This window comes from Rhizobium sp. Leaf453, from assembly GCF_001425605.1.
Lineage (GTDB): Bacteria > Pseudomonadota > Alphaproteobacteria > Rhizobiales > Rhizobiaceae > Pararhizobium.
Genome location: NZ_LMRG01000028.1, coordinates 150,353 through 164,529, shown reverse-complemented (window position 1 = coordinate 164,529; position 14,177 = coordinate 150,353). Strand labels below are relative to the sequence as shown.

General features: G+C 59.8%; 12 protein-coding genes. 7 read left to right on the top strand and 5 right to left on the bottom strand.

Annotated features, from left to right (window positions below):
• Positions 1-189: 189 nt before the first annotated feature.
• Positions 190-705 carry a hypothetical protein gene (locus tag ASG68_RS25645; RefSeq protein ID WP_062584229.1) on the bottom strand — a complete coding sequence of 172 codons (516 nt, stop codon included), beginning with the start codon at positions 703-705 and terminating at the stop codon, positions 190-192.
• Between the two features lie 105 nt (positions 706-810).
• Here ASG68_RS25645 and ASG68_RS31645 point away from each other — a divergent pair, with 105 nt between their 5' ends.
• The gene (locus ASG68_RS31645) at positions 811-957 is read left to right on the top strand and encodes a hypothetical protein (protein WP_156373974.1); all 147 of its coding nucleotides are present in this window, start codon (positions 811-813) and stop codon (positions 955-957) included.
• 1,011 nt (positions 958-1,968) lie between these two features.
• Here the strand turns inward: ASG68_RS31645 and ASG68_RS25640 are convergent.
• Positions 1,969-3,045, bottom strand: coding sequence for a LacI family DNA-binding transcriptional regulator (locus ASG68_RS25640; protein WP_062584227.1), 1,077 nt, complete (start codon positions 3,043-3,045; stop codon positions 1,969-1,971).
• 220 nt (positions 3,046-3,265) lie between these two features.
• On the opposite strand from ASG68_RS25640, the gene ASG68_RS25635 reads away from it, so the two are divergent.
• From ASG68_RS25635 to ASG68_RS25610, 6 genes are all read left to right on the top strand, one after another.
• Positions 3,266-4,219 carry a sugar phosphate isomerase/epimerase family protein gene (locus ASG68_RS25635; protein WP_062584225.1) on the top strand — a complete coding sequence of 318 codons (954 nt, stop codon included), beginning with the start codon at positions 3,266-3,268 and terminating at the stop codon, positions 4,217-4,219.
• A gap of 59 nt (positions 4,220-4,278) precedes the next feature.
• On the top strand, positions 4,279-5,511 hold the full coding sequence (locus ASG68_RS25630; protein WP_062584223.1) for an ABC transporter substrate-binding protein: 1,233 nt from the start codon (positions 4,279-4,281) through the stop codon (positions 5,509-5,511).
• Positions 5,512-5,601: 90 nt separating this feature from the next.
• Complete coding sequence (locus ASG68_RS25625; protein WP_062584537.1) at positions 5,602-6,489, top strand: carbohydrate ABC transporter permease; 888 nt, start codon at positions 5,602-5,604, stop codon at positions 6,487-6,489.
• Entirely contained in the window at positions 6,489-7,373 is an 885-nt protein-coding gene (locus ASG68_RS25620; RefSeq protein WP_062584221.1) for a carbohydrate ABC transporter permease, read from the top strand. Before ASG68_RS25625 ends, ASG68_RS25620 begins: the two co-directional genes overlap by 1 nt.
• A gap of 7 nt (positions 7,374-7,380) precedes the next feature.
• Positions 7,381-8,463 carry an ABC transporter ATP-binding protein gene (locus ASG68_RS25615; protein WP_062584219.1) on the top strand — a complete coding sequence of 361 codons (1,083 nt, stop codon included), beginning with the start codon at positions 7,381-7,383 and terminating at the stop codon, positions 8,461-8,463.
• A gap of 78 nt (positions 8,464-8,541) precedes the next feature.
• The gene (locus tag ASG68_RS25610; RefSeq protein WP_062584218.1) at positions 8,542-10,203 is read left to right on the top strand and encodes a GMC oxidoreductase; all 1,662 of its coding nucleotides are present in this window, start codon (positions 8,542-8,544) and stop codon (positions 10,201-10,203) included.
• 476 nt (positions 10,204-10,679) lie between these two features.
• On the opposite strand, the gene ASG68_RS25600 is transcribed toward ASG68_RS25610, so the two are convergent.
• From ASG68_RS25600 to ASG68_RS25590, 3 genes are all read right to left on the bottom strand, one after another.
• A complete protein-coding gene (locus ASG68_RS25600) occupies positions 10,680-11,927 on the bottom strand; it encodes an SfnB family sulfur acquisition oxidoreductase (RefSeq protein WP_062584214.1) in 1,248 nt (415 codons plus the stop codon).
• 26 nt (positions 11,928-11,953) lie between these two features.
• Positions 11,954-12,733 (bottom strand): ABC transporter ATP-binding protein, encoded by a 780-nt coding sequence (locus ASG68_RS25595; protein ID WP_062584535.1) that lies wholly within the window; start codon positions 12,731-12,733, stop codon positions 11,954-11,956.
• A 71-nt stretch (positions 12,734-12,804) separates the two neighbouring features.
• A complete protein-coding gene (locus ASG68_RS25590) occupies positions 12,805-14,139 on the bottom strand; it encodes an ABC transporter substrate-binding protein (protein ID WP_062584212.1) in 1,335 nt (444 codons plus the stop codon).
• Between the last annotated feature and the right edge of the window lie 38 nt (positions 14,140-14,177).

Below are 14,177 nucleotides of genomic sequence, written 5' to 3'. Positions count from 1 at the left end.
TGAGGGTCTGAATGACCTGAGTGAAACTTATATTGGAACCACGATGCTCCGCTTTATCGAGCAGGTATGCGGCATCGCGTTGGCTGTGTCGGTTTTGACGGTGCTTGGGTTGCTTGCTGCAATCGCCTTGAGCAACGGCGGAGGCGCGGGACCGCCTGCCTCGATGTCCGTGGCTCAAAACAATTGAAGTCATCGCCACTCGTGGAAGCGCGCCGAATGGTGCGGGCGCTCTTGAACGAGCTCGTTCGGACCAGCGATGGTTTCAGCGTAGCGCAGCGCATCCGTCTCGTCGTTCAGCCCGATGAATACCATCAGCATCGAGCGCGCCGACGGATGCCCCTTCTTTCGATAGGAAAAATTGACCGCGCAGTGTGGGTACTGAGGATCGATCGGCCGCCGCTGCTCGTCCGCGAACGCCGTGTCGCCTGCGAGCGCGACGAACTGGCCGAGTGCCAGGAAACGGTCGATCGCCGAGAAAGCCGCAGCTTGAGAAATCCGCTGGTTCGCGGCGTTGTCGCTTGAACGGCCATAATAGAGACTATCCGTCTGCCCCTTGCGACGCCTTGTTTCGTAGACGATGAGGCCGCCCGGCACTGCCAGTTCGAGGCGGGCATCGAACGTCTGAAAACCCTCTGGCTCACTATCAAGTTCCGTCAACAGGATCCGGAGGTCTGAGACGTAATCGGCGTAAAATGCAATGCTCATGGGGCGGACCTGTGGTGGATCGATCGGCTGACGCTTTCCTGGCATGTATACCACGAAGGCTACGCTGCTTCTTTGAACGCATCGCCGGGAAAAAGAAAGTGATTGATGAATACGAAAATCAGCGTTGCGGCTGCCGCGTTCACCATCGATCCGATCTGTTCAATTCTTGCCGATGACAGCGTTGGGCAACGTGCATCAAGCTATTGCAACAATAGCCAGCCGACGCAGTGGACGGGCTACCGACTGCTTTAAGACGTTGCCATTTGCCCCTGCTGTTTCCTCGGTAACGCGACGCCAAGCCAATCTCGGCTACTGGAGTTCCCCTATCTTAGGAGCACAGATCATGGAAACCCGCCACTTTCTCAAACAGCCCGAACGGATGATTGCGATCGCAGCAATTGTCATCTGGCTCGTATCGATCGCGCAGGCCGTAAACCTGGCCTGAATCGGCGCCTCAGTCCCGTGCTGAAATCCGTGCAGAAGTTTCGGCTATCCCCCAGGGCGCAATGACGCTGCGCGCGGTTTGGGTCACGCCAACAGTTGGCCGCGTCAAAATGGTCGTTCGGCTTCCGGTCACGCAAACCGCGCCCGAGTCGCTATTCGATGGACAGAGGAAAAATTCAGTGCTTCATTTGCCAACAGGAGGACCCCGGTATGGCGTATGAATGGGATCATGGGACAGCGCTGCGAGCGCGACGTCTAAAACTCATGTGCATTTTCGCACTGTGCTTGGCGGCTGCCGGTGTGCCGGCCGTGCTATTTATCTCGACTGGCATCTAGGCAGCACCCGAGATTCCAATATCTGCCATTTGAATACTGTGATTTGATGCTGAAGCGCGACTTGCGGGCCTGTCAAGCCAACCGGCTCGTTGAACGTGGGCGAGCCGTTTTTTGCCAGAAACTTTTACCGTCGTTCGATAGCCGAGGCGTTTAACTGGTGCGCCGTTTAACCTGTTGCGGATCGCGATAAGGTCGGGGTCGGTCCATAGCTATTTGCGCGTTCGTCTGCTTGTGTTTTCGAGGGTCGCTTTGTCAGGCCGATTGAGGGTCGGCAGAACCAGATTTGGACACCGATAGGAGCCGATTCATAGGCTAAGTATTGCGGTAACGTCGCACGCGCGAAAAAAGTGCGCGCAGATGCCTGAGATTTGAAGGCGCTAGACCGAGCGGCCTTTCTGTTCTCGATTTGCCTCAGCGGCCGCAATATTTTCGGAGCTCCAAGTCCTTACGGCTGGCTCTAGCTTCGAACACTCTGCGACCTATTCAATCGGATTTCACCCGACCAGCCATGCTTTCCCGGACGATCAGTCGACTGGGAATAACCCTTCGCATGGCTGATGGAGCGTCGGTGTCCTCGATGGCTTCAAGAAGCATATCGACTGCGGCAGTGCCCATCTCCTCGGCCGGCTGTTCAATCGTCGACAATGGCGGCGAACAGAAGGCGCAGACAGGGGAACCATCGAAGGAGACGATTGAAAGATCGTCCGGAACCGCGAGCCCCATACCCTTCATCCGGCTCATGAAGGAGATTGCCATATCATCGCTGGTGGCAATGACAGCCGTCGGCTTTTCGGCAAGTGCCGCGAAATCGTCGGCGGCCTGAAGGCCGATCTCGAAGCCTTGCTGATAGTCAAGCTTGCCGCCTGAACGAACCACTGCCGTTTCCGGAAGCCCCCCTTCCCGAAATGCCTCCAGCACCCCGCCGAAGCGCTCGACGTCGTGGTAGTTGCCTTCCGGACCTGCCAGATAGAAAAAGCGGCGATGACCGAGGCGAATAAGGTCCGCGGTTGCATCCCGAACGGCCTCGCGATCATTGGTCACGACACTCGGTACCCCGGATGCGCTCATATCGAGCAACATGGAGACGATCGGCAGGCCGGCATTGGCAAGCGAACGTCCTTCCAGTTCCGGCAGCTTGGAAGCCAGGATGATCGTGCCGCGGACCGTGCCGCCGAAAGCCAAGTTTAGGATATGCCGCTCGGAGGCTTCGTCACGGGCAAGGTTGGCAATCATCAGCGTATAGCCGCTCTGAAGCAGCGACTTGTTGATGGCCTGCAGCACCTGGGGAACGATCTGCGAGGCGCCATAATAGAGCGAGCCCGGCAGGACGATCATGATGATATTGGACTTGCCGACCCTGAGGCCTCGCGCCATGGCATTCGGCGTGTAGCCAAGCTGCTTGGCGGCGGCATCGATCTTGGCGCGGGTTTTCTCGTTCACGCGTCCTGGGTTTGCCAGCGCCCGGCTGACTGTGGAAATCGCCACGCCAGCGAGTTTTGCCACATCGGCCATTAGCGGCCCGGACTGCTCCTCCCCGAGCATCTCCTTGTTTTTACTCACCTTTGTTTTCCTTCCCGGACGCTTCGAGCTGCAACTCTAAGGCAAGCTGCGATTCATAGCAAACGTTTGCCAAAAACCGCTTGCGTAAAAAAGAAGCTTGTCTATTATCTAGTCATGGCAAACGATTGCCATAGCGTAATGCATTGAAATCACATGGCTTCCGGAATGCGAAAGCACAGTTTTCGCAAACGGCGTGCCATGTCTCAAGGAATGGTTGGCCATGACGACTGGTGAAAAGCTCCGCTTCGGCGTTGATCTCGTGACGTTCTTCCATCCCGGTTTCTGGGAGGTCGAGGACTATGACGCCATCATCGAGCATGCCCGCACCGAACCCCGGGCCTTCTGGGACAAGATCCTCGACAGCGTCCAGGCATCCGGCGTTACCGGCGTCGAACTGACCTTCTCGCCGTTCAACTGGCAGGATGCGGTCAAGACCTACGGCTCCGTTGAGGCCTTCGCCGGCGAACTGTCGCGCCGAGGGCTGACGCTCTGCAGCGGCTTCTTTGCGGAACTTGAAGCCGCCGGCGACTTCACCAAGGCCGAAGCTCAGGCGGCCATCATCGCCAAGGCCGAGAAATACGCCGATTTCCTCAAGGCCTGCGGCAGCGACATCATGGTGATCGGCGCTCCCTTGCGCCAGACGCTCGGTGCCCAGCCGGTAGAATTCTATGATTTCGATCGCGCCAAGGTGATCGCCGACTTCCTCAATCGGCTTGGTGCGACCCTTTATGCGCGGGGCGTCCGTCTTGCCCTTCACACTGAAGCTCACTCGATCTTTGCCGCCGCCCGCGATGTCGATCTAATGATGATGCTGACCGATCCGGCCTATGTGCATATGTGCCCGGATACGGCGCATGTCATCGTTGCCGGCTCCGATCCGGTGCAGCTTGTCGACCGCCACCATGAGCGCATGATCATCGCCCATTGGAAGGATGCAATCGGCCCGATGCCGGCCGATACCCCGATCGACGAACATATCCATGATCGCCATCGCCCTTATTTCTGCGGCTTTGGCCTCGGAAGGGTCGATTGGCCGGCCTGGGCGCGGTTGCTGCGCGACCGTCACTACCAAGGCTGGGCGATCCTCGAACTCGATGCCGCGCCGAACCCCGTCCGCGACATTGCAAACGGGCTGACGCTCGTCCGGCAGGCGCTCCTGCCGATTTATCGCTGATCAATCACTCCCAAAAAAGATAAACGCCCCGCCAAGAGGGCTTTTCAAGAGGTGGAACGATGAAGAACATGATGAAACTTTTTCTGGCCGGTGTTGCATTTGCCGGTTTCCTGACCACGGCCCAAGCCGAAGACAAGCCGACGATCGAAATGTTGTCGTCGTGGACGTCTGGCGGTGAAGCGGCCGCAATCAACGTCATCAAGACGGAATTCGAAAAGCGTGGCGGCGTCTGGAAGGACTCTTCCATCGCCGGCTTCGGGGCCGCGGACGCAGCCTTCCAGAACCGTGTTGTCGCCGGTGACCCACCGGGCGCCAAGCAGGGCGTTATCGGCCTCGCCGCTGCCGATTTCGTAAGCCAGGGCCTGTTCAACTCGATCGATGATGTCGCCAAGGCCGGCAAATGGGCGGATGTGCTGCCCAAGTCGATCCTCGACCTCATCTCCTATGATGGCCAGACATACCTCGTGCCGACCGGTGCCCATGGCGAAAGCTGGGTGTTCTACTCAAAGGAAGCCTTCGCGAAAGCCGGCATTGCCGAGGAACCCAAGACCTGGGACGAGTTCTTTGCCGGTCTCGACAAACTGAAGGCTGCCGGTCTCGTGCCTGTCGCCTGGGGCGGTCAGCCCTGGCAGCAGTCCAAGGTCTTCAATATGGTGCTTCTGTCCCAAGTCGGGATTGATGGGTTCCTGAAAATCTATGTCGACAAGGACAAGAGCGAAGCCTCGGTGGAGGGTGTCAAGAAGACACTGGCGATCCTTCACAAGCTGCACGGCTATATCGATGACGGTGCTGCCGGCCGCAACTGGAACGATGCGACCGCGATGCTGATCACCGCAAAGGCTGGCGTGCAGTTCATGGGTGACTGGGCCAAGGGCGAATTCACCGTCGCCGGCAAAGAAGCAGGCAAGGATTACGGCTGCATGATCGTTCCGGAATCGCCAGGTATGGTCTACATCGCAGACTCCTTCTACTTCCCGAAAACCGGCAATGCTGAAACCGATAAGGCGCAGAAGCTGCTCGCCGAAGTCGTGATGGACCCGGCCGTTCAGGTTGAATTCTCGCTGAAGAAGGGCTCTGTTCCCGCCCGCTCCGACGTCGACAAGTCGAAACTCGACGCCTGCGCCCAGAAGGGTGTGGAACTGATGAGCGCCGGTGCGATCGTGCCGGATCAGGCGATCGTGTTGACGCCGCAGCAAGTCGGCGCGCTCGACGATTTCGTCGATGAATACTGGAACAGCGGCTCCGACGACACGGCTGCCGCCGCCGAAAACTTCTTCGCCATCTTCGAGTAAGATCACGCAGACGGCGCCGGACTGGTTCCGGCGCCACGTCCCGCTGCCTTGCGGCGCGACGTCTGCTGTCCATCCGTCAACGAACTGGCGATATCCATGAAACGCAAGACCAATCTATCCGCGACCTTCGCGCTCCTGCCAACTTGGCTCGTTGCCGTGGTGGTCTTCATCGGCACCATGGCATGGTCGATCAATCTGTCGTTCACGAACTCGACAATCTTCCCATCTTCGACTTATGTTGGCTTCGCCCAGTATGCGAAGCTGTTTTCCTCCGCCAAGTGGCTCGCCTCGCTCCAAAACGTACTGATCTTTGGCGTTCTCTATGTCGGCGGCTGTCTGCTTCTGGGTTTTCTACTGGCCGCAGCGCTCGACCGCAAGATCCGCTTCGAAAGCGCCTTCCGGACAATCTTCCTCTACCCCTACGCCATGTCCTTCGTCGTGACCGGCCTGATCTGGCAATGGATGCTCAATCCGACGCTCGGCATTCAAGCCAGTGTGCGCTCCCTCGGCTGGGAGAGCTTCGTGCTCGATTGGGTGGTGAATCGCGATTTGGCGATCTACGCGCTGGTGCTTGCCGGTGTCTGGCAGGGTGCCGGTCTCGTCATGGTCATTGCGCTTGCCGGCATGCGTGGTATCGAAGCCGAGCAGTGGAAGGCGGCAAGGATCGACGGCATCCCGGTCTGGCGCATCTATGTCTCGATCATCCTGCCGCAGCTCGGGCCTGCATTGGCCGCCGCCGGCATGCTGCTCGCCATGGGTGTCATCAAGACCTACGATATCGTCGTCGCCATGACCAATGGCGGTCCCGGCAATGCAACGGAAGTGCCGGCCAAGTTCATCATGGACAATCTCTTCGGCCGCCAGAACCTCGGCCTTGCCACGGCGGGCGCCACGGTTCTCGTGCTGGGCGTGATCATGATCGTCGCTCCATTCCGCTACGCTATGCACATGCATAGCAAAGCCCGGGGAGCCCGCTGATGGCCCGCCTCCATCCCAACGGCCCGAAGCCGACGCAGATTACCGCTGGCCGCATCGGTCTTTATGTTTTCCTTCTTGTCGCGGTGCTGTTCTTCACGCTGCCGCTCTACACGATGGTTGTCACCTCGCTGAAAACCATGGACGAAATCCGCCTCGGCCAGATCTTCTCGCTGCCGTCAAAGCTGGACTTCTCGGCCTGGACCACGGCCTGGTCCGGCGCCTGCATGGGCACGGTCTGCGTCGGCATCCGCAGCGGTTTCTGGAACTCGTTGGCGATCACCATTCCGTCCGTCGCGCTCTCTGTCTTCGTCGGCGCGGTCAACGGCTATGCCCTGTCGCTCTGGCGGCCGCGCGGGGCGAGCGTACTGTTCGGCCTGCTGATGGCAGGCGGCCTCATCCCCTACCAGATATTCCTCTATCCGATGGTTCGGGCCATGGCGACGGTCGGTCTCTACAACTCGCTGGCTGGGATCATCCTTGTCCATGTAATCTTCGGCCTGCCGCTGGTGACGCTGCTCTTCCGAAACTACTTCGTCAGCGTGCCGGAAGAGCTGTGTAAGGCCGCGCGCGTCGATGGTGCCGGCTTCTGGCGCATCTTCTTCGAAATCATGCTGCCGATCGCCGTGCCGATGGTCGTCGTTGTGTCTATGCTGCAGTTTACGGGCATCTGGAACGACTTCCTGCTCGGACTCGTCTTTGCCGGCCGCGACAACCTGCCGATGACGGTTCAGCTCAACAACATCGTCAACACCACCATGGGCGAGCGCACCTACAACGTGAACATGGCGGCGACGATCCTGACCGCTCTTGTTCCGCTCGCCATCTATTTCCTGTCCGGCCGCTGGTTCGTGCGCGGCATCGCCGCCGGCGCAGTCAAGGGGTAATGCTGCCATGCAATCCGCTGTTTCCATCAAGGACCTGAAGATCGCCTATGGCGACAACACGGTCATCGAAAAGATGTCACTCGACATCGCGCCGAAGGAATTCCTGGTCCTGCTCGGCCCTTCCGGCTGCGGCAAGTCCACGCTCCTGAACGCAATCGCCGGCCTGCAAGACATCACCTCAGGCGAGATCTGGATTTCCGACAAAAACGTCACCTGGGAAGAGCCGAAGGATCGCGGCATCGGCATGGTGTTCCAGTCCTATGCGCTTTATCCGCGCATGTCGGTGCGCAAGAACCTCTCCTTCGGGCTGCGCGTCGCCGGTTTGCCAAAGGCGGAAATCGAGGCGCGGGTTGCCCGCACTGCCGCCCTGCTTCACCTCGATAAACTGCTGGACCGACGCCCGGCCGAACTTTCCGGCGGCCAGCGCCAGCGCGTCGCGATTGGCCGCGCGCTGGTCCGCCAGGTCGATGTCTTCCTGTTCGACGAACCGCTTTCCAATCTGGACGCAAAGCTGCGCAACGAACTCCGTGTCGAGATCAAGAAGCTGCACCAGAGCCTCGGCAATACGATGATCTATGTGACCCACGATCAGGTAGAAGCCCTGACGCTGGCAGATCGCATCGCCATCATGCGCGACGGCGTGATCCAGCAGCTGGCGTCTCCCTCGGAAATCTACCATCGCCCGGCAAACCTCTTCGTGGCGGGCTTCATCGGGGCCCCGGCGATGAACTTCATCGAGGGCCGCATCGAAACCGCCAATGGTTCGCCCACGTTCCAGAGCAATGAGCTCAGCTTCGATCTCTCCGGTTATGGCTTCAAGACACCTCCGGTGTCGGGGCAAGCAACCCTCGGTTTCCGGCCGGACCATCTGGTTCTCGATGGCGCGGCAAGCGGCCTGCCGACCATTCCCGGCCGCATTTCCGTCGTCGAGCCGATGGGATCGGAGGCTGTGCTTTGGTTCGACTGGGCCAAACAAACCCTCTCGCTTCGACTGATGGGCGATGTGACCTTGCTGCCCGGCGACGCGCTTTCGCCCGGCCTCGACATATCGAAGGCGTCGCTCTTCGGCGCGGACGGATCGCGCCTGTAACGCTGATCGCATGTGTTTTTCTGCAATGTCCAGAAGGCGTTTCTCCGGACAGTGCCCCACGACAGGATTTGGACTGACATGACTGAAATACTCTATGATGCGCTGGTGATCGGCTCCGGCGCTGCGGGCTCGTTTGCGGTCAAGGAACTGACGGCACAAGGATTGTCGGTGCTGCTTCTGGAGGCCGGCCCCGATGTCGGGCCGAAGGATTTCGATCCGTCCCGCAAGAAGCCGCCGGCGAGCAGCATCAATATCTGGGAACGCGCTCGCGCGACGATGAAAGGCCAGCCGATCCAGGCCCGTGCAGCATTCTTCACCGAGCGCTTCAGCCATTTCTTCGTCAACGACCGCAAGAACCCGTATACGACGCCGAAGAACGAGCCCTTCCTGTGGATCCGTGGCCGCCAGAGCGGCGGGCGGCTGCACAGCTTCGGGCGCGTGCTGCTGCGCTGGACCGACGAGGACTTCAAGATCCACTCGAAGACCGGTAAGGGCGTCGACTGGCCGATTTCCTACACGGAGATGGCACCGCTTTATGACGAAGTCGAAAGCTATCTCGGACTCTATGGAAACACGGATAATGTCTCCACCCTGCCCGATGGAGCCTATGCCAAGCCCGCGAGCCTCACCCCGGCGGAACAGACGTTCAAGCAAACGGTCGAAAGCCGTTGGCCGGACCGGCATGTCGTGTCCTGGCGCTATATCGCGCCGGATGCCGCGCGCGTTCCAAAGCCGCTGAAGGAGGCGCTTGCGAGTGGGAACCTGACTGTGAAGTACAACGCCGTTGTACGCCGTATCACAACGGATGGCACGACCGGTCGCGCAACCGGCGCGGAATTCATTGATCGCACCACGGGTGCGCCCTCGACCGCCCACGCGGCCATGGTCGTGCTTGCAGCGTCACCGATCGAAAGTGTCCGGCTCCTCCTGAATTCCGCCTCGGCGAGACATCCGGGCGGACTTGGAAACAGTTCCGGAGCGCTCGGCCGTTATTTCATGGACCAGTTGCCGTGCCTCGCTTTCGGCTCTTTCTCCGGCGCGAAAGGGTGGGCGCTGGATGAATCCGCGCCGACGGACGCCTTCTATAATCCCTCCGGCGGCATCTTCATTCCGCGTTTCGGAGAAGGCGATACAGCCCGCGGCGATTTCGACTATCAGGGCAGCGTCGGACGTGCGCCAGTGTCGGATCAGGAAGATGCCCGCCTCGCCTTCTTCGGCTTCGGCCGCATGCTGCCCTATGCCGATAACCGCATCACGCTGGATACGCGGCGCAAGGATGCCTGGAACATTCCCGTGCCGCATATCCGCTGCGTCATGCAGGCGGAAGAACATGCTCTTCTGAAGCGGCAGGAGGAAATGCTGATCTCGATGATCAAGGGCGTCGGCGGCGATCTGGAATTCATCGGCTCCCCGACGGGCCTGAAGGAGATGGGGAAGGGCGCCTTCCCTGAAGCCAGTGCCTTCAGCCGTTTCATGTTCCGCACATGGTTCAAGAAGACCATGTGCATGGGGGCCGCCATTCATGAGACGGGTGGCGCCCGCATGGGTGAGACGTCCGAGGCATCGGTTCTCAATCCCTACAACCAGCTCTGGGATGCGCCGAACCTCATCGTTACCGACGCAAGCGCCTTCCCAGGCAGTGGTATTGCCGGCACGACGCTGACGGTGATGGGGCTGACGCTACGCGCCTGCCGCAATCTCGTGGCACAGTACCGCAGGGAGGATTTTTCCGCGCACTGAAGCACGACGCCCCGCGAGCGGCGGATGAGACATAGGGGAGCGCACCCACCGCCGCAAACTGCAGCGCTTGGCGCGTTAGGAATCCCGTGGTTTGCTCTGGATAAGCAAGTGCGGAAAGGAAATAGATTTGCTCGTAACGCGTCCTCGGTGGTCCGCGGCTGAAGATATCCGCTCGATAATCGTCGCAGTCATTGCAATGACGTGCTCGCAATTATCGATGATCAAAAGGAGTTTGTTGCGACGGAGGGCGTCGATCACGCCTGCGATAAGATCGCCCAATCCAAGAATGATGTTGAGTGCGAAGACTATCGTCGCGGCCTCATGCCATCGCCGAAACCCCGCAGGAAACCTGGCGCTCAAGTTGTCACGCTCAACTGCTCATCAACACCATGCCTCCTGCTAACGGCCACTAAAAAGAAGTAGACCCGCCTCGGAATTTGCTGGGCGCCCATGGAGCGCCCCGCACTTCTTGAACCTCAGCTCCAGGCGTGAAGCGGCGGCTTTTCGCCGTTGAGGAAATACTTGCCGAGGATTGAATATTTCCATCGCACCGGATCGTGCAGAGTATGTGTGCGGGCGTTGCGCCAATGGCGGTCGAGGTGATGTTCCGCAAGCGTGGAGCGGGTGCCCGCAAGTTCGAAGAGCTTGTTGGTGGCCGCGATGGCGATCTCGGTCGAAAGGATTTTTGCCTCTGCCGTAACGATCTGCGCCTCGGCAACCGTTTCGGCGGTCGGGTTCAGGATGGCCCGGTCGATGGCGTAGCCGGCTTTTTCGAGCAGGGCCTGCGCTGCGTGCAGGCGCAGTGTCAGGTCACCCACCGCCTGGATCGTGTAGGGATCATCCCAGGCATGATCAACACCGCTATCCACCCATGCGCGGCTCTTGGTGCGCACGAAGGAAACGGTCTCGTCGATTGCAGCCTGCGCAATACCCGTATCGACCGCGACCTGGATGATCTGGAAGATCGCACCATCCGCCGTCGGTTCCGCATAGCCCTTGTAGCCGGGAACGAGGTGGGTCTTCGGTACCTTGACATTGTTCAGGAGCACCGTGCCGGAAAGCGTCGTGCGCTGGCCGAAAGATGACCAGTCGTCGATAACGGTCAATCCGGGTGCATCCCGCTCAGCAATCGCGTACCAGGCACGGCCTTCGTCATCGAGTGCTACGATCGGCACGAGATGGGCGAGAAGCGCACCGGAGGAATAGAACTTCTGACCGTTGACGATTACATGGTCACCGGCATCCGTGAACTTGGTCTCGAAATCCACCGCCCGTTTTGAACCGAATTCGGAAAAGGCATTGCCGAAGCGCGTGCCGCGCAGAACTTCGGCAAACAGCAGCTTCTGCTGGACTTCGTCGGAAACCGTGCGGATCGCCGCAACGACGCCGAGGTGGTTCTGCGCGATCTGACCGATGGAGGAATCGGCCGCGGAAACGATCTCGATCACCTTGGCGAGTGTCGCATAGGAGACTTCCGGACCACCGAACTGTTTCGGCACATTGATCGACCAGAGACCGCTTTGCGAAAAGGCGTCGAGTTCCTTCACCGGCCAGATACGGTCACGGTCGCGAAGGGCAGCGCCCGGCGCGATTTCGGCGGCCAGTTTCTTAGCGACTTCAATCGCCTCGGCATCGCTCTCGATGATGTGGGCCGGCTCGCTTGGCCGCGGCACGGCCGGAATGCCTTCGACGGCGTCCTTCGTATTAATGTTCGAAATGGTCATCTCACGTCTCCTCTTCGATGTTGTTGTCAGTGAATATGTGCGGCGGCGGGTGCCGCCGGTTTCTGGCCGAGATAGAAAGCCTTGACGTCATCCCGTGCCTTCAGTTCGGCAGCCGTGCCGGAAAGTACGCTGACGCCGTTTTCCAGGATGACGGCTCTGTCGGCATAGGTAAGCGCCACTGCCGAGTTCTGTTCGGCAACAAGGATCGACAGCCCTTCCTCCCGGTTGAGGCGTTTCAGCGTGCGGAAAATGTCCTGCACGACAAGCGGTGCAAGCCCCATCGACGGCTCGTCGAGCACCAGCAGCCGTGGACGCGACATCAGCGCCCGGCCAATGGCCGTCATCTGCTGTTCGCCACCCGAGGTGAGGCCGGAGAGAACCCGGCGCTTTTCCCTGAGCCGCGGGAAATGCGTGTAGATCTTTTCAAGATCGACAGCGATTTCAGCGCTCGAGGCGGAACGGCCAAGGCCGCCGGAGATCAGGTTTTCCTCCACTGTCAGCGTCTTGAAGCAATGGCGTCCTTCGAGCACCTGCACCAGACCGAGTCGCACCAGGCTCGCCGGGGCTTCGCGCGTCACATCGCGGCCTTCGAACAGGATCTGGCCAGCGAGCACCTGGCCGCGCTCGGCCGGAAGAAGGTTCGAAACCGCCTTCAGCGTCGTCGTCTTGCCGGCACCGTTCGCGCCGAGAATGGCGAGGATTTCGCCTCGGTCGAGCGAAAGGGTGACGCCATACAAAGCGGTGATGGCATGATTGTAGGTGGCATGGAGGTCCTCCACGGTGAGCAGCCTGTTATCCACAGTCATCACAAACTCCTTGAGGCATTTCAGGATTTGCGGCCGGGCACGGAGAAGGAATCGCGCCCGGCCATAGGGCATCAGTTCGTCACGGCGTCCGCGTCTTCGGACGTGCGAAGCTTGATGCCCTTTTCAGCCGCATAAGCCTCGGACGACTTTTCGATGATCGGGCGAAGCAAGGCCCAATCCGGCGCGATCCAATCGGAGACCACGTTCCACTTCTTGCCGTCCCATTGCTGGAACGTCACGTAGCCGTTGCCCTCGTGGTTATCCCAGGTGACATTGATCGAGTGGAAGAGGTCCTTGGCGCCGAGCGCTTCGACACGGGCCTGATCGAGTTGCAGATGCTCGAAGCCCCAGCGAACTTCGTCGCCGGTGAGCGTGCGCTTGCCGAATTTCTCTTGGGCGATCCGCACCGCCTCGACGTTCAGGATGCCGTTGACGATACCCAGATTGTGGTAGACGGAGCCGATGCGGTTCTTGTCTTCAAGGTTGCCCTTGCCGGCATCGTAAACCGTCTTCACGATTTCCTTGACGACCGGATATTCGGCGCCCGATGCCTGGGTGGTGATGGCGGTATAGCCCTTCGCTGCATCGCCGGCGGGGATGACGTCCTCTTCCGAGTTCGACCAGACATTGCCGATGATATGATCGACCGGGAAGCCGGTCTTCGCCGCCGTCTTCAGCGCCACCGGGTTCATGACGCCCCAGCCGCGCAGAACGACATAATCCGGCTTGGCGCGGCGGATCGTCAGCCACTGCGACTGCTGCTCGTTGCCCGGATGCGGGACTTCGATCTGCTGCAGTTCGAAGCCATACTTTTCGGCCAGCAATTCATAGATCGGGATCGTTTCCTTGCCATAGGGCGAGCCGTGGTAGAGTACCACGATCTTCTTGCCCTTGAGGCTTTCGACGCCACCTTCCTTCGATGCGATGTAGTTCACGATACCGGAAGTTTCGCTGTAGGGATTGAGCAGCAGCGGGAAGACGTAAGGGAAAACGCGGCCATCGGTCGAATCCGTACGGCCGTGATTGATGGTGATAAGCGGCACCTTGTCCTGAGTGATGCGGTCGATCATGGCATAGGCGATGCCGACCGACAGCGGGTTCCAGGCGGCAATGCCGGGATTGCTCTTCAACCGTTCATAGGCCTCGACTCCGCGCTCGACCTCGTACTGGGTTTCGGCTTCCGACCAGGTGAGTTTCACGCCGTTCACGCCACCGTCACGGGTGTTGATGAGGTTGAGATAATCGATGAAGCCGCCGAAGAAGCCGGTGCCGCCGGCCGCATAGGGGCCGACCCGGTAGCTCTGGAGGGGAAAGTGCTGTTCGTCGGCCACGGCCGGAAAGGCGATTGCAGCAAGGCTGATGCCGGCGGCGAAGGCTGCCGCTTTGATCTTGGTGTAAAGGGTCATTTTTGGACAAACTCCGTCTGTCGGCTGGCGCTCTGCCA

Coding starts and splice junctions, on each gene's coding strand:
- ASG68_RS25645 (WP_062584229.1), bottom strand. CDS start 705: ATGAGCATTGCATTTTACGCCGATTACGTCTCAGACCTCCGGATCCTG.
- ASG68_RS31645 (WP_156373974.1), top strand. CDS start 811: ATGAATACGAAAATCAGCGTTGCGGCTGCCGCGTTCACCATCGATCCG.
- ASG68_RS25635 (WP_062584225.1), top strand. CDS start 3,266: ATGACGACTGGTGAAAAGCTCCGCTTCGGCGTTGATCTCGTGACGTTC.
- ASG68_RS25630 (WP_062584223.1), top strand. CDS start 4,279: ATGAAGAACATGATGAAACTTTTTCTGGCCGGTGTTGCATTTGCCGGT.
- ASG68_RS25620 (WP_062584221.1), top strand. CDS start 6,489: ATGGCCCGCCTCCATCCCAACGGCCCGAAGCCGACGCAGATTACCGCT.
- ASG68_RS25615 (WP_062584219.1), top strand. CDS start 7,381: ATGCAATCCGCTGTTTCCATCAAGGACCTGAAGATCGCCTATGGCGAC.
- ASG68_RS25610 (WP_062584218.1), top strand. CDS start 8,542: ATGACTGAAATACTCTATGATGCGCTGGTGATCGGCTCCGGCGCTGCG.
- ASG68_RS25600 (WP_062584214.1), bottom strand. CDS start 11,927: ATGACCATTTCGAACATTAATACGAAGGACGCCGTCGAAGGCATTCCG.
- ASG68_RS25595 (WP_062584535.1), bottom strand. CDS start 12,733: ATGACTGTGGATAACAGGCTGCTCACCGTGGAGGACCTCCATGCCACC.
- ASG68_RS25590 (WP_062584212.1), bottom strand. CDS start 14,139: ATGACCCTTTACACCAAGATCAAAGCGGCAGCCTTCGCCGCCGGCATC.